Source organism: Neorhizobium sp. PAMB6630 (genome assembly GCF_058242775.1).
In genome coordinates, this window is sequence record NZ_JBZAYV010000002.1 from 1,103,135 (window position 1) to 1,123,268 (window position 20,134).

19 protein-coding genes are annotated in these 20,134 nt (G+C 61.1%); 15 read left to right on the top strand and 4 right to left on the bottom strand.

Features of this window, described 5'->3' with window-relative positions; translation table 11 throughout:
* Window positions 1-8: 8 nt before the first annotated feature.
* The 8 genes from AC4CWF_RS23805 (at window position 9) to AC4CWF_RS23840 (ending at window position 8,184) form a co-directional block, all read left to right on the top strand.
* The gene (locus AC4CWF_RS23805) at window positions 9-998 is read left to right on the top strand and encodes a tripartite tricarboxylate transporter substrate binding protein (protein WP_491286087.1); all 990 of its coding nucleotides are present in this window, start codon (window positions 9-11) and stop codon (window positions 996-998) included.
* The gene (locus tag AC4CWF_RS23810; protein ID WP_491286089.1) at window positions 995-1,501 is read left to right on the top strand and encodes a tripartite tricarboxylate transporter TctB family protein; all 507 of its coding nucleotides are present in this window, start codon (window positions 995-997) and stop codon (window positions 1,499-1,501) included. Before AC4CWF_RS23805 ends, AC4CWF_RS23810 begins: the two co-directional genes overlap by 4 nt.
* 30 nt (window positions 1,502-1,531) lie before the next feature.
* Window positions 1,532-2,599 carry a 4-oxalomesaconate tautomerase gene (locus AC4CWF_RS23815; protein ID WP_491286091.1) on the top strand — a complete coding sequence of 356 codons (1,068 nt, stop codon included), beginning with the start codon at window positions 1,532-1,534 and terminating at the stop codon, window positions 2,597-2,599.
* Between the two features lie 266 nt (window positions 2,600-2,865).
* A complete protein-coding gene (locus tag AC4CWF_RS23820) occupies window positions 2,866-3,906 on the top strand; it encodes an ABC transporter substrate-binding protein (RefSeq protein ID WP_491286093.1) in 1,041 nt (346 codons plus the stop codon).
* A gap of 189 nt (window positions 3,907-4,095) precedes the next feature.
* Complete coding sequence (locus tag AC4CWF_RS23825; RefSeq protein WP_491287786.1) at window positions 4,096-4,920, top strand: ABC transporter permease; 825 nt, start codon at window positions 4,096-4,098, stop codon at window positions 4,918-4,920.
* Between the two features lie 4 nt (window positions 4,921-4,924).
* Window positions 4,925-5,713 (top strand): ABC transporter permease, encoded by a 789-nt coding sequence (locus tag AC4CWF_RS23830; protein WP_491286095.1) that lies wholly within the window; start codon window positions 4,925-4,927, stop codon window positions 5,711-5,713.
* A gap of 7 nt (window positions 5,714-5,720) precedes the next feature.
* A complete protein-coding gene (locus AC4CWF_RS23835; RefSeq protein ID WP_491286097.1) occupies window positions 5,721-6,779 on the top strand; it encodes an ABC transporter ATP-binding protein in 1,059 nt (352 codons plus the stop codon).
* 10 nt (window positions 6,780-6,789) lie between these two features.
* Window positions 6,790-8,184 carry a dipeptidase gene (locus AC4CWF_RS23840; protein WP_491286099.1) on the top strand — a complete coding sequence of 465 codons (1,395 nt, stop codon included), beginning with the start codon at window positions 6,790-6,792 and terminating at the stop codon, window positions 8,182-8,184.
* 57 nt (window positions 8,185-8,241) lie between these two features.
* On the opposite strand, the gene AC4CWF_RS23845 is transcribed toward AC4CWF_RS23840, so the two are convergent.
* The 4 genes from AC4CWF_RS23845 to AC4CWF_RS23860 form a co-directional block, all read right to left on the bottom strand.
* Window positions 8,242-10,110 carry an adenine deaminase gene (locus AC4CWF_RS23845; protein WP_491286101.1) on the bottom strand — a complete coding sequence of 623 codons (1,869 nt, stop codon included), beginning with the start codon at window positions 10,108-10,110 and terminating at the stop codon, window positions 8,242-8,244.
* A gap of 117 nt (window positions 10,111-10,227) precedes the next feature.
* Complete coding sequence (scpB, locus tag AC4CWF_RS23850) at window positions 10,228-10,884, bottom strand: SMC-Scp complex subunit ScpB (protein WP_491286103.1); 657 nt, start codon at window positions 10,882-10,884, stop codon at window positions 10,228-10,230.
* 2 nt (window positions 10,885-10,886) lie between these two features.
* Window positions 10,887-11,837: a DUF1403 family protein gene (locus AC4CWF_RS23855; RefSeq protein WP_491286105.1), complete on the bottom strand. Its 951-nt coding sequence runs from the start codon at window positions 11,835-11,837 to the stop codon at window positions 10,887-10,889.
* A 65-nt stretch (window positions 11,838-11,902) separates the two neighbouring features.
* A complete protein-coding gene (locus AC4CWF_RS23860; protein ID WP_491286107.1) occupies window positions 11,903-12,850 on the bottom strand; it encodes a helix-turn-helix domain-containing protein in 948 nt (315 codons plus the stop codon).
* A gap of 61 nt (window positions 12,851-12,911) precedes the next feature.
* Here AC4CWF_RS23860 and AC4CWF_RS23865 point away from each other — a divergent pair, with 61 nt between their 5' ends.
* The 7 genes from AC4CWF_RS23865 (at window position 12,912) to AC4CWF_RS23895 (ending at window position 20,103) form a co-directional block, all read left to right on the top strand.
* Entirely contained in the window at window positions 12,912-13,199 is a 288-nt protein-coding gene (locus AC4CWF_RS23865; protein ID WP_491286110.1) for a hypothetical protein, read from the top strand.
* A complete protein-coding gene (locus tag AC4CWF_RS23870) occupies window positions 13,196-14,080 on the top strand; it encodes a carbohydrate ABC transporter permease (RefSeq protein ID WP_491286112.1) in 885 nt (294 codons plus the stop codon). Before AC4CWF_RS23865 ends, AC4CWF_RS23870 begins: the two co-directional genes overlap by 4 nt.
* A 4-nt stretch (window positions 14,081-14,084) precedes the next feature.
* Entirely contained in the window at window positions 14,085-14,993 is a 909-nt protein-coding gene (locus AC4CWF_RS23875) for a carbohydrate ABC transporter permease (RefSeq protein WP_491286114.1), read from the top strand.
* A 4-nt stretch (window positions 14,994-14,997) separates the two neighbouring features.
* A complete protein-coding gene (locus AC4CWF_RS23880; protein WP_491286116.1) occupies window positions 14,998-16,113 on the top strand; it encodes an ABC transporter ATP-binding protein in 1,116 nt (371 codons plus the stop codon).
* 22 nt (window positions 16,114-16,135) lie between these two features.
* Window positions 16,136-17,395, top strand: coding sequence for an ABC transporter substrate-binding protein (locus AC4CWF_RS23885; protein WP_491286118.1), 1,260 nt, complete (start codon window positions 16,136-16,138; stop codon window positions 17,393-17,395).
* Window positions 17,396-17,473: 78 nt separating this feature from the next.
* Window positions 17,474-18,985 carry a polygalacturonase PglA gene (gene pglA / locus AC4CWF_RS23890; protein WP_491286120.1) on the top strand — a complete coding sequence of 504 codons (1,512 nt, stop codon included), beginning with the start codon at window positions 17,474-17,476 and terminating at the stop codon, window positions 18,983-18,985.
* Window positions 18,982-20,103: a glycoside hydrolase family 88/105 protein gene (locus AC4CWF_RS23895; RefSeq protein WP_491286122.1), complete on the top strand. Its 1,122-nt coding sequence runs from the start codon at window positions 18,982-18,984 to the stop codon at window positions 20,101-20,103. The genes pglA and AC4CWF_RS23895 overlap by 4 nt, the downstream gene beginning before the upstream one ends.
* Window positions 20,104-20,134: the final 31 nt, after the last annotated feature.

Here is a 20,134-nt window from a genome sequence, read left to right on the forward strand (position 1 = left end):
GAAAACACATGAAGATCAACAGAAGACTGTTCGGCAGACGTCTGGCCGGGACCGCCCTTGGACTGGCACTCGCCCTGTCGGGTGTTGTTGCGCCGGCACCGGCGATGGCGGCCGGGTTCCCGGACAAGGGTGTGACGCTTGTGGTCTGGGCGGGTGCTGGAGGAGCGCTCGACACCTATGGTCGCAAGCTTGCCGAGCTTCTGGAAAAGGACGCCGGCTGGAAGGTCAAGGTGGATAACCGCCCCGGTGGCAGCGGCGCGGTCGGCGTATCGCAGATCATGACCCAGCCGGCGGACGGCTACAACATTCTGGTTTTTACCGGAACGCTGACATTCGGTATCGCGCAGGGCCTCATTCCCTTCAAGTTGAAGGATTTCCGCATGCTGCGGGCCATGCAGTCGGAGCCTTCCTCGCTGGCCGTCCTGTCCGACAGCCGGTTCAAGACGGTGGACGATTTTGTCAAATACATGAAGGAAAACCCGAGCGGACAGAAGGTCGGCGGTCATGCACCGGGCGGCTTCCACCAATACATGCTCTACCAGTTGATGAAGTCGGGCGGCTTCGAGAGCGGGTGGATCCCGCATGATGCCTCCGGCAAGGTGACGCTTGCTCTGCTCGGCAAACACATCGATGCGGCAATGATGACACCGTCGACGGGCCTTGCCCAGGTGAAGAACGGCGACATCAGATTGCTGGGTGTCTCCACCGACAAGCGCAGCGAGTTTCTGCCCGACGTGCCGACATTCAAGGAACAGGGCTATGATATCGAGGGGGCCGTCTGGCGCGGCATCGCCGTGAAAGCCGGGACGCCCGACGATGTCGTCAATTCCATTCAGACGGCCATAGACAAGGTCACTGCTTCGCCAGACTGGAAGAAGTTTCAGTCCGAGCAACTCCAGGACAGCCCTGACTGGAAAGAAGAAGAGTTCACCCGGCGCGCGGAAAGCGATCTCGCAAGCCAGCTCGACTTCCTGAAAGCGAACGGATACGCGCAATGACGACGAAGGCTTCGTTCGCTCAAGGTTCCAACCACGTCCCCCCATCAGGGGGCGTGGCAACCCGCAAACACTTCTGGCAAAACCTTATTGCCGCTGGCATTTCCATGCTCTGGAATGCCGCCTTTCTTTCCATGAGCCTTGGCTTGCCGGCCGGCCATTCGCGCGGCGATGTCGGGCCGGGATCGCTGCCCATCGAAGTCAGCGCCTTCGGACTGATCGTCTCGGCGGTCTATCTGGTGCAGGTCTTGCGTGGAAAAGACTTCGGCGGCTCGAGCGACAGGATAGACGTCGCGCGTGTGGCTGGGCTGCTTGGCCTTTTCATCGCCGTTGCGCTCAGCGCAAAATGGATTGGCCTTGCACTTTCCCTTGGCATCGGCACAGGCGTGGCGACGCTGCTTTTTCCGGGGGAAAGACCGTTTATCCGCGCTATCGCCACCGGTGTCGGATTCTGGGTCATCGCCTACGGGCTGTTCGGCAGGCTGCTCGAACTTCCACTGCCCTGACCTCAACCGAAATCAACAGGAGTGATGACCATGATGCAGAACGGGATCGCGTGCATGATGATGAGGGGCGGCACCTCGAAGGGGGCCTATTTCCTCGCCGACGATCTGCCCTCGGAGAGCCATGAGCGCGACCATCTTTTGCTGCGCATTATGGGCTCGCCCGATCCGCGCCAGATCGATGGCATCGGCGGTGCGGATCCGCTGACCAGCAAGGTCGCTGTCGTGCGTGCATCGACCCGGCCGGGCTTTGACGTCGATTACCTGTTCCTCCAGGTGTTCGTCGACCAAGCGCTTGTCAGCGATAGCCAGAATTGCGGCAATATTCTTGCCGGCATCGGTGCGTTTGCCGTCGAACGTGGGCTCGTCAAGGCCAGCGACGGCGAGACTGCCGTCCGCATCTACATGGAAAATACCGGACAATCCGCCGTGGCCCGGATCCGCACCGAAAACGGCCGGCCTATCTATACCGGCGACGCCTCCATAGACGGTGTGCCGTGGCCGGCGGCCCCCGTCTATCTCACATTCACCGATGCCGCCGGCTCAAGCTGCGGAGCACTGCTGCCGACCGGTTCGGCTGCAACCGAGATCGATGGCGTGACCTGCACGCTGATCGACAACGGCATGCCTGTCGTTGTCATGCGCGCGGCGGATTTCGGCCTGTCCGGTTATGAAAGCCGCGAGGAACTGGAGGGGAACGAAAAGGTCAAGGCGCGGATCGAGCGCATCCGGCTTGCGGCAGGCCCGCTGATGAACCTCGGCGACGTCACGAAGAAATCGGTTCCGAAGATGACGCTGGTCGCACCGCCGCTCAGCGGTGGCGCCATCATGACACGCAGCTTCATTCCCCACCGCGTCCATGCGTCCATCGGCGTGTTCGGTGCCTTGAGTGTTGCCACGGCCTGCATGTTTCGCGAAAGCCCGGCCTTTGCCATGGCCGTCCTTCCGGCGGGTGACGACAAGACCGTGGCCGTCGAACATCCGACCGGCCAGATGGAAATCCTGCTGCGCCTCGACCCGAATGCGCCGGGCGGGCTCGGCGAATGTTCGTTTCTGCGCACCGCCCGCAAGCTTTTTGATGGACACGTGTTCGAAAACTGACATCGCGAGCACGACGGGAGGCTTCATGAGGGGAGAGACTATCTTCCCAGAATGGCGGTTTTTAAAAGGATCTTCGGAAGTCACGCTCCTCGGCAGTCGAATCCGTTGGCGCAATTGGCGGATGGCACGGGAGAAATCTGCATCAATAATGTGCATGCTCGATTGTTGTGCTTGAAATTGCTGATACCACCGTTAGTATCAGGGGGTCGAAGGGAGCAGATCCCCCGCGAGACCCCCGGCACATTTCCCGAAGAAGGACAAACCCCATGACGAAAGCAACTCGGCTGCGCGCCTCAGCTCTGGCGATCGGCGCCGTACTTGCCGCCTCGATCTCGACGATGGCTGAAGCAAAAACACTGACCATCTCCTGGTGGGGCTATAACGGCGACAAGCTGAACGCCAACATTGTCGAGCCGTTCAAGAAGATCTGCGGTTGCGACATCGTCTTTGAAACCGGCAACAATGCCGACCGCCTGAACAAGCTGAAGCTGCGCGGCGGCAAGGGCGTCGACGTCATCTACCTCACCGACAGCTATTCCCAGATCGGCATTGCCGAGGGCCTGTTCCAGAAGGTCGATGCCGCCAAGCTGACGAACCTTGCCGATCTCTACGACCTTGCAAAGGATCCGCAGGGCGGATACGGCCCGGCCTATACGATCGGGCGCGTCGGCATCGTCTATGACGCAGCCAAGGTCAATCCGGCGATTTCGTCGTGGAACGATCTGTGGCGCGAAGACCTGAAGAGTGCGGTTACCCTTCCGGGCATCACCACCACCGCCGGCCCGATGGTCGTGCTGCAGGCGGCAAAACATGCCGGCGTGGATGCTTTTTCCGACACGGACAAGGCGTTTGCCGCGATCGAAGCCCTGAAGCCGAACGTTGCCAAGAACTACAATACCGGTTCGGAACTGGTGAACCTCATCTCCACCGGCGAAGCCAAGGTTGCCATCGCGCAGGACTTTACCCTGGTTTCGATGAAGGCTGCCGTGCCGACGATGACCTGGGCCAGCCTGTCTGACGGCGATATCGCAACGCTCAACACCGTCAACATCCCCTCAGGTTCTGAGAATGTGGAACTGGCACACCAGTTCATCAATTTCATCCTGTCGAAGGATGTGCAGCAGATCGAAGCCGAGCAGGGGGTCGATGCACCGGTCTCCACCAAGGTGTCGCTGACGCCGGAGCAGGCCAAGATCTGGACCTATGGCGCCGACATGATCGCCAAACTCAACCGTCTCGATTACGTCAAGCTGAACGAGGCCAAGACCGACTGGATCGATGGCTGGAACGAGATTTTCAGCAAGTAAGCAGCATAATCCGTGCATGACTGTGCCGGCCCGGCCGCAATCCGGGCCGGCACACTTGAATGACAGGCGCGCTTGCGCCATCCTGACCTTGCGAGGCTTCGAGAGCTTCCGACACCCATTCACGACATCGAAATCAAGGCTCCGTCCGCCCGTCAACCGACCCTGGACACGCCGCTTGAGCAAGACATGATAAAACGTTTAAGCCCTTGGATATTGGCCGGACCGGCAAGCCTGCTCGTGCTGGTTTTCCTCATTCTCCCCGTCGGCTCGACGCTGATTGCGACCTTTACCGATGCGAAGGGCTGGGCTGCCCCTTATGCCGCCTTTTTCAACAGCGGCTTTCGGCGCACCGTGCTTTACCGCACCATCGAGATTTCGCTGATCACCACGATCATATCCGTCGTGCTCGGGTTTATCGCCGCCTATGTGGTGGCGCAGATGCCGGCGCGGCTAAAAAGCATCATGATCATCGCCGCCGTCTTTCCGCTGCTGACCGGTGTCGTGGTGCGCTCCTTTGCCTGGCTGATCCTGCTCGGTAAGAACGGCATCCTCAACACGGCGCTTCTCTCTGTCGGGTTTATTTCCGAGCCGATCTCGATGCTTTATACCGAAGGCGCCGTTATTGCGGCCATGGTCTATCTTTTCGTGCCGCTGATGATCCTGACGCTTGCCGGCGTGCTGGAAGGCATCCCCAAGGATGTGGTGGAAGCGGCGACCTCGCTGGGAGCCACCCCGTTTGCCGTGTTTCGCCAGGTCATCCTGCCGCTTGCCATGCCGGGCCTCATCGTCGGCGCGGTGCTCGTGTTTACCGGCAGCTTCACCTCCTACGCCACGCCGCAGCTGCTTGGCGGCGAGCGGCAGATGATGATGGGAACGCTTCTCTACCAGCGGGCGATGGTGACCTTCGACTGGACCGGCGCCTCAACCGTTGCCGCGATCATGGTGGTCGTGACCATTCTCATCGTTGTCTTGATGACGCGGCTTGCACGCCGCCTGAACCCGATGGCGGGCTGATCCCATGCGCAACACACTTCATCCGGCACTCATCGTCACCGCCTCGATCATCTTCATCATCCTGATCGCCCCCCTCTTCATCATTCTTGGTGCGGCCGTCAGCGATACCAATTATCTCACCTTTCCGCCGCACGGTTTCACCATGCGCTGGTTCAGCAATATCTTCGAGATCAGCGCCTTTCGCACCACCGCCATCACCAGCCTGCAGATTGCCTTTTTCGGCACGTTTCTGGCGCTTCTCATCGGCATTCCCGCCGCCTATGCGCTCAATCGTTTTCGCATCCGGCTGCCATCCTGGCTGTCGAACGTCTTTGTGCTGCCCATCCTGGTGCCGGAAATCGTGCTTGGCTTCTCGCTGATGAAATCGGTGACGATCGGCCTCAACCTGCCGGTGTTTACCACGCTGCTGCTCGGCCATGCGCTTTTGGTGCTGCCCTATGCCGTGCGGGTGGTGGGAGCAAGCCTTGCCTCTTTCGACTTTTCCATCGAGGAGGCCGCCATCAGCCTCGGTTGCCCGCCGCTCAAGGCATTTTTGACGGTGGTGCTGCCCAATATCAGCGCCGGTGTCATCGCCGCCTTCATTCTCGCCTTCATCACCTCGATCAATGACGTGTCCATTTCGCTGTTTCTGACCGGCCCCGGCATTTCCACGCTGCCGATCCAGATCCTTGCCCATATGGAACAGTTTTTCGACCCGACGATTGCCTCCGTTTCCGTGCTGCTGATGCTCTTGACGGTTGGCGTGATGGCCATCGTCGAAGCCACCCTTGGCCTCACCTTCCTGACAAAGTGAATTTGCCGTGACCGTTTCGCTGACACTCGACCATATCACCGCCCATTACGGCTCCACGCAGGTGCTGGAAGACCTTTCGCTCGCCATCAAGGCCGGCGAACTCGTCTCACTGCTCGGCTCCTCCGGCTGCGGCAAGACAACGACGCTGCGCCTGGTTGCGGGTTTTCTCGAGCCGACAAGCGGCACGATCCAGCTTGGCGAGCGCGACCTCACCCGCCTTGCCGCCCACAAGCGCGATATCGGGCTCGTGTTCCAGAACTATGCGCTGTTTCCGCATCTGTCGGTGCGCGACAATGTTGCCTTCGGGCTCAAGCAGCGCGGTCTGGGCGGCACCGAGCGCACCGCCAAGGCCAATGCCATGCTGGAGCGGGTCGGTCTTTCATCCTTTGCCGATCGCATGCCGGCGGCCCTTTCCGGCGGGCAGAAACAGCGTGTGGCGCTGGCGCGCGCACTCGTCATCGAACCGCCGCTGTTGATGTTCGATGAGCCATTGTCCAACCTCGATGCAAAGCTGCGCGTCGATATGCGCGTCGAAATCCGGCGGCTGCAACGCGCCAACGGCACGACCTCGCTGTATGTAACGCATGACCAGGAAGAAGCATTTTCCATTTCCGATCGCGTCGCCATCATGAATGCCGGCAGGATCATGCAGCTTGATCGGCCAGAAGTGCTCTACCAGCGCCCGGCCAACAGTTTTGTGGCGCGCTTTGTCGGCTTTGAGAACCTCATTGAAATGACGGTCACGGCACGCGACGGCGAGAGCGTGACGGCGGTGACGCAGGCGGGTGCTACGCTTCACCTGTCGCAGTCGCTGTTTGGAGCCATCCCCGATCGCTTCGTGCTGGCCGCGCGTCCCGATGGGCTTGCCGTCAGCCGGGAAGGGGAGGGCATCCCCGTCACGCTCGGCATCCGCACCTATCTCGGACGCGCCTATCAATACCAGTGCACGACGCCGGCCGGAGATTACCTCGGCAATGGGCCGCTCACCGAATTGCTCGACCCGGGCACGGCAGCCGTGCTGACGCCTGTGCCCGAACAATGCTGCATCCTGCCTTCAGACGCTTGAGGAAAATCCCATGCCGCTTTCCGATGCCGAACTCGACGCTGTCCTCGCCCAAGCCGATGCCACGCTGCCGCAGGCGCTCGACCGCCTTTTTGCACTGATCCGCATCCCCAGCGTCTCCACCGATCCGGCCTATGCGGCCGATTGCCGGCGCGCGGCCGAATGGCTGGCGCAGGATCTGGCCAATATCGGCTTTGACGCCTCGGTGCGCGACACGATCGGCCATCCGATGGTCGTCGGCCATGCCAGACAAAACGAGGGGGCCAACATCCTCTTTTACGGGCATTACGATGTGCAGCCGGTCGATCCGCTGGCGCTGTGGGAAACCGATCCCTTCGAGCCCGTGATGAAGCCGCTCGCCAATGGTGACACCGCCATCGTTGCGCGCGGCGCCTCCGACGACAAGGGGCAGATGATGACCTTTGTCGAGGCCTGCCGCGCCTTCAAGGTGGTCACCGGCGGACTTCCGGTCGGCATCAGCATTCTCTTCGAAGGGGAAGAGGAGGCGGGCAGCCCAAGCCTTGCGCCCTTCATGGAAGAGGCGGCAGATGAGTTGAAAAGCGATGTCGTCTACGTCTGCGATACCGACATGTGGGACCGCGAGACGCCGGCGATCACCACCATGCTGCGCGGCCTTGTCAGCCAGGAAATCGAAATCACCTGCGCCGACCGCGACCTGCATTCGGGCATGTTCGGCAATGCCGCGCGCAATGCACTACAGGTGCTGGGCGATGTGGTGGCAAGCCTTCGCAATCCGGATGGCAGCGTCGCCGTCAACGGGTTCTATGAGGGCGTGACCGAACTTTCCGATGAGGTGAGGGCGCTCTGGCGGCGGCTGCCGTTTGACGAGCAGGCGTTCCTGAACGATGTCGGCCTGTCGATCCCGGCAGGGGAGGAGGGCCGCTCTATCCTTGAACAGGTCTGGGCGCGACCCAGCTGCGAGATCAACGGCATGATGGGCGGCTATACCGGGGAGGGGTTCAAGACCGTCATTCCCGCCAAGGCCTCTGCCAAGATTTCCTTCCGCCTCGTGGCCGGCCAAGACCCGGAAAAGATCCGCGACGCATTTCAGGCGCATGTGCGGGCAAGAATTCCGGCCGATTGCAGCGTCACCTTCAAGACCTATGGCCTGGCGCCCGCCATTACCATGCCGCTCGACAGCGAATTTTTGCGCGCGACAAGCGGTGCACTGACAGCGGAATGGGGCCGCGAGACGGCACTTGCCGGCACCGGCGGTTCCATTCCGATCGTCAGCGCCTTCAAGGAGAAACTGGGGGCTGATACGCTTCTCGTCGGCTTTGCCCGCTTCGACAACCGGGTCCACAGCCCGAACGAGAAATACGATCTCTCGAGCTTCCGCCACGGCATCCGTTCCTGGATCCGCATTCTCGCGGCCCTTTCGGCCTGACGTGCAAGAAAACCATCCGGCAGACGAGACCTGCCGGACCTTTCCAATCGGGACCGATCAGAACACGATCTTCTGCACCGCACCCGTCTGGACATTAACGAGCCCCTGCGGCGCATAGTCGCTTGGCGCGACAAGCACCCAGCGCCACGGTGCGCAGGTGAGCGTGGCAAAGGCCAGCCGCTCGGGAAAGCCCGGAAACCAGCGAGGGCTGAATGTCGGCTCGTACATCCAGTCGATCTTGTCACCCTCGGCATAAAGCGCCTGCATCTCCTCATGCAGCACTTCGGGTGCGCGGCATGTCATCAGGCCAGCCACTTCATAACGCACGGTTGCCACCAGCTTCCCCTCGCGCACCAGCGCCCAGCCACCGTCATTCTCGGCGATCGCATTGACCGCCATGGCCATGGCCGCATCGGAGGAACCGACGCACCAGATGTTATGCTTGTCATGCGCCATGGAGCAGGCAAGGGCCGTCTCCGGCGTTTTTGGACCGCAGCCGATCCAGAACATTTTTGAGACGGCCGCCTTGCCGGAGAAGCGGTCAACCACCGAGAATTTTGTGATGTTCCGGCTTTCGTCGCGCTGCACCAGCCCTCCCTCGACCGGCAGTTCATAGGTCAAGAAATCATCGGCCCAATGGAAGGGACGAAGCACGGCAGCCTGCATCGTCTGGCGACCGGGTTCGGCAAAGATGGCAAAATCTGCATCGGTCAGGGGACGGCCGATATTGACCGTCTTCGTCGCCCATTCCGGCCAAGCGATTTCAGGCACATCCGGCAGATAGGTCTTGCCTTCGGATACCTGCTTTCCGTCGGCCCAGACCTTTGCAATCTCGAACGTCCCGACATCAGAGAGCAGCACGATATCCGCATAACGGCCCGGCGCAATCGAACCGACCCAGGGGGTCAACCGCATGTGGCGGGCCGGGTTGATCGTTACGCACTGGATGGCGATTTCCGGCGCAAGGCCGGATTGGATGGCAAGCCGGACGTTATAGTCGGTGGCGCCCATCTTCAGCGTATCGGAGGCGCTGCGGTCATCGGTGGTAAAGGCGATCTGCGACCAGTCGGAAAGCCCTCTCTCCAGAAGGCCCTTGATCACCTCCGGCAGGCTGTGCGGGCGAAGCTCCATGAACAGGCCATGGGTCAGCTTGTCCCAGAATTCTTGCAACGTCCAGGCTTCGTGATCGGAGGCAAGACCTGCTGCCGCAAAGGCGTTAATCGCAGGCAGATCGCGAATGCCGGCCGCATGGCCTTCAACGACGCCGCGCTGCTCGAATGTGGCGCGGATCATGCCCCAAAGACGGGTGTGCGAGGGGTTTTCCGGGTTCCAGACGGCCGGCCAGTCCATCACCTCGTCAAGGCCCGCCACCATCAGGCTCTCCTTCAGGAAGGCCTTCTGTTCGTCATAACCGAGATAACCGCCACCGTGTTCGTAACCTGTCGGCGGCACGGCGGAGCCGGGGAGGGGGAAGATTTTGAGCGGCGATCCGGCCTCGCGCGCCTTCAGCCAGAATTCCAGCGTCTTGCCTCCATTGACGTTGGAAAACTCGTGGCTTGCCTCGCAGGTCCAGGTGTTGCCGCGCGGCAGGACAAGAGCTGCCTCCCATTCCGGCGTCAGATGCGAGCTTTCGATATGCTTGTGAACCTCGCCAAGCCCCGGCACAGCGGAAAGATGCGGTTCGTGAACGTGCCGCACCACATCGCCCGGATAGTTGCCGGCAGGCCCGACATAGGCGATGCGCCGGCCCTTGATGACGATTTCCTGATCCTCCGCCCAGGTGCGGGTCGCGACATCGAGCAGGCGCCCGACGCGCAGCGCCACATCCGCCGGCTCCTTGCCCAGCGCCACCAGCGTCAACTGCTGGCGGATGGCGATTTCGGTGGCGGAATCGGGGTTGATATCGATGAGGGCGGGGCGCGTCACGGGCCACTCCTTGGCATTGCAGAGGATCGGGGTTGAACCGGCCGGCTTGTCAGCCATCCGGCAATGGTGCCACTGGGCATAAACCCGCCCCGGCCTGATCGCAACCGGCGTTTTCCGTCAGTCGTCGTCTTCTCCTGCCCCTTCGAGAAGCGGGCTCAACTCGTCCTTCTGCATCTGGTGACGGCTGAGGAGGCCGGCATCTTCCAGCATGTCGAGGTCGGGCAATTCGCGAAGCGTGGCAAAGCCGAAGGCGGCAAGAAAGGCCGGCGTCGTCACATAGGTATAGGGCGCGCCGGGGCCCGTGCTGCGCGGGCCAGAGGTTATGAAACCGAGGCGCTTGATCGTGGCAATCGTGTCGCGGTTCACCTCGCGGCCAAAGATGCGCGACAGCTCGCTGCGGGTCACCGGCTGGAAATAGCCGATCACCATCAACACCATCGCCTCCTGCTGCGAAAGCTCCACAGGGATCTTGACCGGCGCGCCCGAGGAACGCACCACATGGGCATAAGCCGGCCGCGTCCGATACTGAAAACCGCCGGCGACAGAGACGAGATCGAAGGGCCGGCTTGCCAGTTCGGCCCTGACATCGTCGATGATGAGGTCAATGTTGCAGTCACGCCCAACCACCCGGGCCAGCACATCGCGCCCGACCGGTTCACTGGAGGCAAAAACCACGGCCTCCACACGGTTCATCCATTCACGCCAGCGGGCCTGCGGGGCAAGGTCTGAAAGTTCGGTATCGAGAAGCACGGGCTGTTTCGGGTTGCGCGCCATGGTCAGAGCCCAAAAACGCGCGAGTTCTGACGACCGGACAGTTCCCGGATCGCCTCGAAATCCAGAAGCCGCTCGAACAGCCGGCGCGAGGCAAACCGCGACAGCTTGCGGGTCACCAGCGAGCCGGAAACGGCATCCTCGCTCAAAAGAAGATCGACCGCATCCCCGGCACCCTTTGCGCGAAGTTTTGGCACCACCTCCAGGAGACGCTGCGCCCGCCGGTCGATGTCGCCGGCAAAACGCACCGCATCGATGGCGGCATCGGCAAGCGACAGCGTGACGGCGCGGGTAAAGCCATCCGTTTCAGGCGACAACCGCTTCTGGCTGCGCTCAGTGCGAAAATAGGCCGATTGCCGCTGCGCCATCATCAGCGGCAGCGCCACCGGCCAGCCCATCATCTCCTTCAGCATCTGGTCGGCCACCCACCAGGCCAGAAGCTCGTACGGCGCTCCGAGCGCCATGATGCGCGACACGATCTGCGCTATTGCCAGCGGCGGCGATGACGTCTGGCGCTGCAGCGCATCGCACCCGTGCGGCACAGCTTCCAACTCGTCGGTCCAGCGCAGATCGAGGGACACAGCGACGCCCTTCAATGTCTCGGCCTCCAGAAAAAGCGGCCGTGCAGCAAGTCGCTTCCAGGCGCCGTACATGTTGCCGGAGGGGCCGGCATCATCGCCGGGGCGACGCAGCACCCAGGCATCGCGCAATTGTGCGTCCTCTTCGCGCCGGCCGGAAAGGCGAACCGCGACAACCGCGCATTTCAGCGCCTGACGCTGACGCCACGCGCCGGCCCAGGGGTAATCGGCGCGCATGATCCGGTCGAGCGCCAGAAGTGCGCCCCCCGCAACAAAGGCTGCCTCCGCATCGCTGTCCACGGCAACGCGACGCGTGGTCCAGGCCGGAACCTGAAAAGCCGGATCGAGCGGCAGCGGGGGTTTTCGCGCAGGAATCATCAGGGGATCATAATGGCTTTGAGCGCTTGTGCCAGAGCATGGCCAGCGAACCGCACAGTTCTTCTCTAATCCGCATCATCCTGAAGGCGCTCATGTTCCAGCCGGCGCGACAGCAGCGGATATACCACCAGCCCGTCCTCTTCACCGCGGGGAAACTGCCCGTCGCGATGGCGCTTTTCGGCCGCCTTATAGCCGGCGGGGCTGACGCCGATATAATGCTTGAACATGCGGGAAAAATAATAGCTGTCGCTGTAGCCGACCTGCGCCGCCGTCTGCTTCACCGAACGCCCGCCGGCCAGCAGCCCCATGGCGCGCTCCATGCGCTTGAACTCCTGGTATTTGGTGGGTGTCAGCCCCACCTGCCGGCGAAAGGTGCGGCGGAAATAATCCTGATTATAGGGGATGGAGCCGAGCACCGTCTCGACGATGCCATCATCCAGCGGATCGGCCGCAATACGGCTTGCCGCCACCATCACCGCCAGCGACAGCGCATCCGGATTGTCGACCGAGACCTCCTGCTGCTGGCGCCAGCCGATGAAGGCCGCCTCGATATATTCGGTGAGGAACACCATGAACATGTGGTGCTGGGCAAGTGTGGTCGAGGACAGCGGCACCGTCTCGCGATAGTGGCGCACAAGCGGCTGCAGCATCTGCCAGCGCGGCAGGGCAACCGCGCGGCGCATCTCCATCTGCGAAATCAGGTCCATACGGCCGAAGACATTCAGCGTAAAATGCTGGGCAACGCCGGTGTAGAGGTCGCTCGAGACGGTGCGCCCGACAAATTGTGTATTCGCCTCGATCAGCATGGCTGAGCCGGGCTCCATCACCACCCGTTCGCCCGCCACCTCATACTCGCCGCGCCCTGTAAGACATATGACAAGATCATGCACCGTATTCGTCTTGTCGATGCGCCAGCTGGGGGAGTGCTGCATCTTGATGGTGGAGCGCGTGAGGTTGAGCGTCAGCGATTGCACGGGAATAGCGGCCAATGGCCCTTGTTCGCTTTTCTCCATCTTTTTGTCCGAAAGCCTCTATTCTCTTCTGCCTGCCTGCAGAAGATAGTAGCGCCCATCGATGGAAAACACCAGTTTCCATCACCTGTTCAATGGGAGGAGCGGGGCATTTTGGGGAGGAGAGGGTGCATCGAAGCGCCGCCATTCCCTTTGCCTCGATATCAAGATGCAGAATTTTGAATACCCGGAACCCACCCGGCCGGACCACGCGATAACAGCTGTGTCCGCCATTCCCCGGATCGATGGCATTTGCGTCAATGAGCAGCAGGTGCGCCAAAACCTGTATGACATGCCCCTCGAGATGGCGGCGAACGAGGTCTCGTTGCGGTCTGCGGGAGCCGCCGCATGAGTGGAGACAACCGCTTTCTCGGGCTGTTTTACCTGTCGCCCTATATCATCGGGCTTCTGGTCTTTACCGCGCTGCCCTTTGCCGCCTCGTTCTACCTGAGCTTTACCGATTACAACCTGATGTCGTCGCCGGTCTTCACCGGTCTCGACAATTACTGGAAGCTGTTTACCGGCGACCGCACGTTCCGCAAGTCGCTGTGGGTGACGCTCGTCTACGTGTTCACCACCGTACCGCTGAAGCTCGCCTTTGCGCTCTTCATCGCGGTCATCCTGAACTACAAGCTGAAATTCATCAATTTCTTCCGCACCGCCTTCTACGTACCCTCGATCCTCGGCGGCTCCATCGCGATTGCCGTGATGTGGCGTTACCTGTTTGCCGATGTCGGCATCGTCAACATGGGGCTGGCAACGCTCGGCATCGAACCGGTCAACTGGTTCGGCGATCCCACGAACGCGCTTTTCACCATCACGCTTTTGCGCCTCTGGCAGTTCGGCTCGGCCATGGTGATCTTCCTTGCCGCGCTGCAGAGCATCGACAAGTCGCTTTACGAGGCAGCCTCGATCGATGGAGCGGGCAAGTTTGCCACCTTCTGGCACATCACCATGCCGCTCATCACGCCGGTCATCTTCTTCAACCTGATTATGCAGATGGTCCAGGCCTTCCAGGAGTTCAACGGCCCCTACATCATCACGCAGGGCGGGCCGCTCAAATCCACCTATCTCCTGCCGCTCTACATCTATGAGGAAGCCTTCCGGCGGTTCGACATGGGTTATGCCTCGGCCATTGCCTGGGTGCTCTTCGTCATCATCATGGTGCTCACCCTCATCGCCTTCTGGTCCTCGCGCCATTGGGTCTATTACGCCGGCGACAAGAGGAGCTGATCCGATGGCAAACCATATCCTTTCAGAAAACCTTGCGCTCGATCAGGAAGCAGATCGCATCCTGAAGGCGCAGCGCCGCCGCCAGTTCATCAGCGCCACCCTGCGTTATGGTGTGCTGACGCTCGTTGGCCTCGTCATGCTCTATCCGCTGATCTGGCTGATCGGCGCCTCGTTCAAGACCAATTCTGAAATCTTTGCCGGGGCCGGCTTCATCCCGAACGAAGTCACCATATCCGGCTATGTGCAGGGATGGCAGACCTCGACGCCCTATACGTTCGGCCGGTTCTTCTGGAACACGTTCCTCATTGTGGTTCCAAAGATGATCGGCACGGTCATTTCCTGCACGGCGGTCGCCTACGGGTTTGCCCGCTTTGATTTTCCGGGCAAGAAGGTGCTGTTTGCCTCGCTGATCGCCACGCTTTTGCTGCCGAATGTCGTCACCCGCATTCCGCAATATCTGCTGTTTCGCGATCTCGGCTGGCTCGACAGTTTTCTGCCGCTCTGGGTACCCTCCGCCTTTGCCGGCGATGCCTTCTTCGTCTTCATGCTGGTGCAGTTCCTGCGCGCCATTCCGCGCGACATGGAAGAGGCCGCCCGCGTCGATGGCGCCAACACCTGGCAGGTGCTGCTGTTCATCGTCGTGCCACTTCTGACGCCGGCGCTGATCTCGGTCTGCCTCTTCCAGTTCATGTGGACGATGAACGATTTTCTAGGTCCCCTGATCTACCTCTCCTCGGTCGACAAGTTCCCGGTGTCGCTCGCCCTCAAGCTCTCCATCGATACCACCGAAGCCTTCGAGTGGAACCGCATCCTCGCCATGTCGGTACTGACCATCATGCCGGCGCTCATCGTGTTCTTCGTGGCGCAGAAATATTTCATCGAAGGCATCTCCGCCGGTGGCGTGAAAGGATAAGACAATGGCTCGCCTGCAGCTTAGAAACCTCGAAAAAGACTATGGCGGCTTCAAAGCCGTGCACGGGATCAACCTGGACGTCGCAGACGGCGAGTTCATGGTTCTGGTCGGCCCCTCCGGCTGCGCCAAATCCACGACGCTGCGCATGATCGCCGGTCTGGAGCGCATCACCGGCGGTGAAATCCGCATCGGCGACAACCTCGTCAACGACAAGGCGCCCGGCGAGCGCGGCATTGCCATGGTATTCCAGAACTATGCGCTTTATCCGCATATGAAGGTGCGCAAGAACCTCTCCTTCGGGCTTCGGCTCAAGCGCCGGCCGGCGGAAGAAATAGAGCAGGCAACGCAGGACGTCTCCAACATCCTGGAAATTGGCGATTATCTGGAACGGCTGCCGAAACAGCTTTCCGGCGGCCAGGCGCAGCGTGTCGCCGTTGGGCGCGCTCTCATCAAGAAACCGCAGGTTTTCCTGTTCGACGAGCCGTTGTCGAACCTCGATGCCAAGCTGCGTGCCTCCATGCGCGTGCGCATCACCGATCTGCACAAGCAGCTGAAGGCTGATGGTCTGCAATCGACGGTCGTCTACGTCACGCATGACCAGACGGAAGCCATGACCATGGGCGACCGCATCTGCGTGATGAAGGAAGGCCGCATCATGCAGGTGGCCGATCCGGTAACGCTCTACAATCGCCCGGCCAATGCTTTCGTGGCAGGTTTCATCGGCAGCCCGGAGATGAACCTCATCGACGCGGAATTGTCCGGAAGCCGTCTGGCGATCGGCACCCAGACCTATGACCTGTCGCCCGACATCATGGCGCGTCTCAGCCCGAAGACGCCGAAGGGTGTCACGCTTGGCGTGCGCCCGCAGCATTTTACCGTGGTGGGGCCAGAGGCAGAGAACGCGCTCACGGGCCGCGTCTCGCATGTCGAGTTCATGGGCCACGAGGTCTACCTCTACATCCATGTCGAGGGACAGCAGATCATCGCGGTCGTCTCCGCCAGCAATTACGACCGCAGCAAGATCAACGGCGATCTCGTGCGCCTTTCGCCGCAGCCCGAGGCCGCCCATCTGTTCGACCGCCAATCCGGGGAAAACATTTCCCTGGCCGCCATCCAGTAACCACCGTTCGGGGAGGAACGACATGAAACTGACCAAACTTCTTCTGGCCACGGCATTTGCCGCAACCAGTCTTGCACCGCTTGCCCACTCTGCTGATCTGCGTATGTCCTGGTGGGGTGGCGACAGCCGCCACAAGGCAACGCAGGCAGCGCTGAAGGCCTGCGGCGAAAAACATGGCCACACCATTGCGCCGGAATATACCGGCTGGGACGGGCATCTGGAAAAGGTCACCACCCAGATTGCCGGTGGCACCGAAGCCGACATCATGCAGATCAACTGGCCGTGGCTGCCGCTGTTTTCCATCAAGGGCGATGGTTTTGCCGATCTGTCCCAGTTCAAGGACGTGATCGACCTTAGCCAGTGGACGAAGGAAGAACTGGCCGCCGGCTCGATGAACGGCAAGCTGAACGGTCTTCCCGTTTCCACCACCGGCCGCGTCTTCATGTTCAACAAGACAGCCCTCGACAAGGCAGGCGTTGCCATTCCCAAAACCTGGGATGAGCTGTTTGCGGCGGCAAAGACGCTGAAGGAAAAGGTCGGGCCGGGCGCTTATCCGATGAATGCGGTAAAGGAAACCGCGGTGCTCTTGATCTCGCTCAACGCCACGCAGGCGACGGGTAAGGATCTTGTCGATCCGAAGACCGGCAAGGTGGCCTGGACCGAAGAAGAACTGACATCGGCCATCGACTTCTATGGAAAGATGGTGAGCGAAGGCGTCGTCATCTCGCAGAAGGACAATGCCGCCGAGGGCAATCTCAACCTGTTTGAAAGCCCGAAATGGGCCGATGGCCGTATCTCCGGCTCTTATGAATGGGATTCGACCTATTCCAAATATGCCGACCCGCTGAAGGGCCAGGTGCTGGAACCGGTGGCGCTTCTGAAGAATGCCGATGCCAAGACCGAAGGCGTCTACCGCAAGCCTTCCATGGTGTTTTCGATCTCCAAGCGTTCGAAGAACCCGAAGGCAGCAGCGGAAATCGTCAATTGCCTGCTGAACGAGCCGGAAGGCATCAAGGCGCTTGGCACCTCGCGCGGTCTGCCGGCCAGCAAGGTGGCGGCAAAGACCCTGCTGGACGCGGGCGTCATCGAACCGGAACTGGCAGCGGCCAATGCCATCATCATTGCCGGCACCGGCCCGACCGTTTCGCCGCTCAACGAGCATCCGGAAGTGCGCGCCGTCTTCATCGATACGCTGGAGCAATATGCCTACGGGCAGATGACGTCTGCAGAAGCCGCCGAAGAAATCATCGACGGCGTCAACGACGTCCTGAAGAAGTTCTGACGAGACTGCCGGCCGCCCGGTTTCGGGCGGCCGGTGCCTTCCTCCGGCAAGACAGCCGGAACCGATGAGGACACCATCATGCCCAGCCTTTTGCCGCTCTGCGCCACGACGCGGACCGCAAGCTTCAGCCTTGACGCCGACAGCCACCATTTTGCGCTCGAATACCCGCGCAAGTGGCAGCTTCACGATGAAGGCGGCTTGTTGGTCGCAGAGGGCATGACAGCAAGCGTCGTCTTTACGCTGCACGACCTCCAGCCCCAAACGCGCTATAGGCTGGCGGTTGAGGACACCGATCTTTCCTTTGGAACCATCCCGGAAAGCGCATTGGTCGATATCACCCATACAGGCGCAAGCGTCGACGCAGACGATAATGCGCAGAATATTCAGGCGGCTATCGACAGCTTGCCTGACGGCGGAACGCTCAAAATTCCAGCCGGCACATATCGCTCCGGTCCGCTGTTCCTGAAGAGCGACATGACGCTTCTTCTGGAAGACGGCGCCTGCCTGCTTGGCCATCCCGACCGCAGCCGTTACCCGGTGCTGCCGGCGCGACACGCCGACGGGCGCGTGCTCGGCACCTGGGAAGGCGTGGCGGAAGCCTGTTTTGCCAGCCTCATCACCGCCATCGACTGCAAGAACCTCGTGATCACCGGCGCCGGCACAATCGATGGCGGCGGCGATGCTGGCGACTGGTGGACCTGGCCGAAGGAGACGCGCGACGGCGCACGCCGGCCGCGCACGCTGTTTCTCTCGAACGGACGTGACATCACCCTATCCGGCATCACGGTGCGCAATTCGCCCTCCTGGACGATTCATCCGGTCTTTTGCGAAAACCTGCTTGCCGCGGATCTCACCATCGAGAACGACCCGCTTTCCCCCAATACCGACGGTTTCAACCCCGAATGCTGCCGCGATGTCACGCTGAAGGGGTTGCACTTCTCCGTGGGTGACGACTGTATCGCCATCAAGGCCGGCAAGCGCGATCCGAAAGGCGGGCTCGACCGCAGTTGCGAGCGCATCACCATCGAGAACTGCCGCATGGAGCGCGGCCATGGCGGTGTTGTCATCGGCAGCGAAATGAGCGGCAGCGTGCGCGATGTCACCGTGCGCCGCTGCATCCTTGTCGAGACCGACCGCGGATTGCGGGTAAAAACCCGGCGCGGGCGGGGCGGCGCGGTGACCAATATCACGCTTGAAGATTGCGTGATGGACCGGGTTGCCATGCCGCTCGTCATTAACAGCTTCTATTTCTGCGATGCCGATGGCCGCTCGGATTATGTCCAGTCGCGCCAGCCGCTTGAGGTGAACGACGCAACGCCGCAGATTTCCGGCATCACCATCCGCAATGTCGAGGCCAAAAATGTCGGCGTGGCGGCGGCCGCCTTCTACGGGCTGCCCGAAGCGCCGATCACCGGCATCGTCATCGACACCTACCGGGTCAGCTATGCTCCCGAGGCGCTGCCTGAAGTGCCCGACATGGCGCTGAATTTCCAGCCGATGCGACACGGCGGCATCATTGCCGAACATGCCGAATTTGCCCAGCGCGCCAACATCGTTCTTCATTCATCCGACCAGAGTATTGCCGTATGACCGCAGATATCACCGACTATTTCGATGCCTATGCCGCAGATTACACCGCCTATAAAGGCGGCGCCTGGTGTTACGAGGACGGCTGCCTCTATCGCGGGCTGATCGCGCTGTTTGAGGCAACCGGCGAAAAGCGCTGGTTCGATCACCTGAAACGGCTCATCGATGCGCAGGTCAGCGACACCGGTGAACTTTCCGGCTATACGGTGGGCGAATACAATATCGACAACATCCTGCCCGGCCGCGCACTGGTCTATCTGGCACACCGCACCGGCAAGGAACGGTATCTCAAGGCCGCAGATCTCCTGGCACGTCAGTTCGAGACCCATCCGCGCATTGCAGCCGGCCCCCACTGGCACAAGCTGCGTTATCCCCATCAGGTCTGGCTGGACGGGCTCTACATGGCGCTGCCGTTCAAGCTGGACTATGCCGGCCTTGCCGGGCAACCGGCACTGGCAGACGAGGGTTTTAACGAGCTTCTGACCGCGCTCGATCTGACCTTCGATGCGGGAAGCGGGCTTTACCGGCACGGTTATGACGAAAGCCGCCTGCAATCCTGGGCCGACGAGGCAACCGGCCTTTCGCCTGCCCATTGGGGGCGTTCCATCGGCTGGATGGCGATGGCGATGGTCGACATGCTGGAGATGCTTCAATCGGGACCGCAAAGAGATGACCTTGCCGCCCGGCTTTCGGCCCTCCTTGTGAGGCTCGAAGCACTGCGCACGATGGATGGCCGCTGGCTGCAGGTGGTCGACCAGCCTGATCTTCCCGGCAATTATGCGGAAAGCTCCGCCACCGCCATGTTTGCCTATGTTTATCTAAAGGCTGCGCGTATCGGCATAACCGGCGCTTCCGCCGAGACCGGCATTACCGCGATGGACAGCCTTTTCCGGAATGCTCTTCTGCCCAATGCGAGAGGCCGCACCGTCCTGCAGAATATCTGCTGCGTTGCCGGCCTCGGCGGGTTCGACGGGCACTACAGAGATGGCACACCGGCCTATTACGTCTCCGAAATCCAGCGCGATGACGATATCAAAGGCGTCGGCCCGCTGATGATGGCCTATGCGGAACGGGTCACGGCCACAAGCGCCGTCACACATGCAAAGGAAGCGGTGGCCTAAGCTGCCATCTTGCCGGCATCTGTCATCTTGA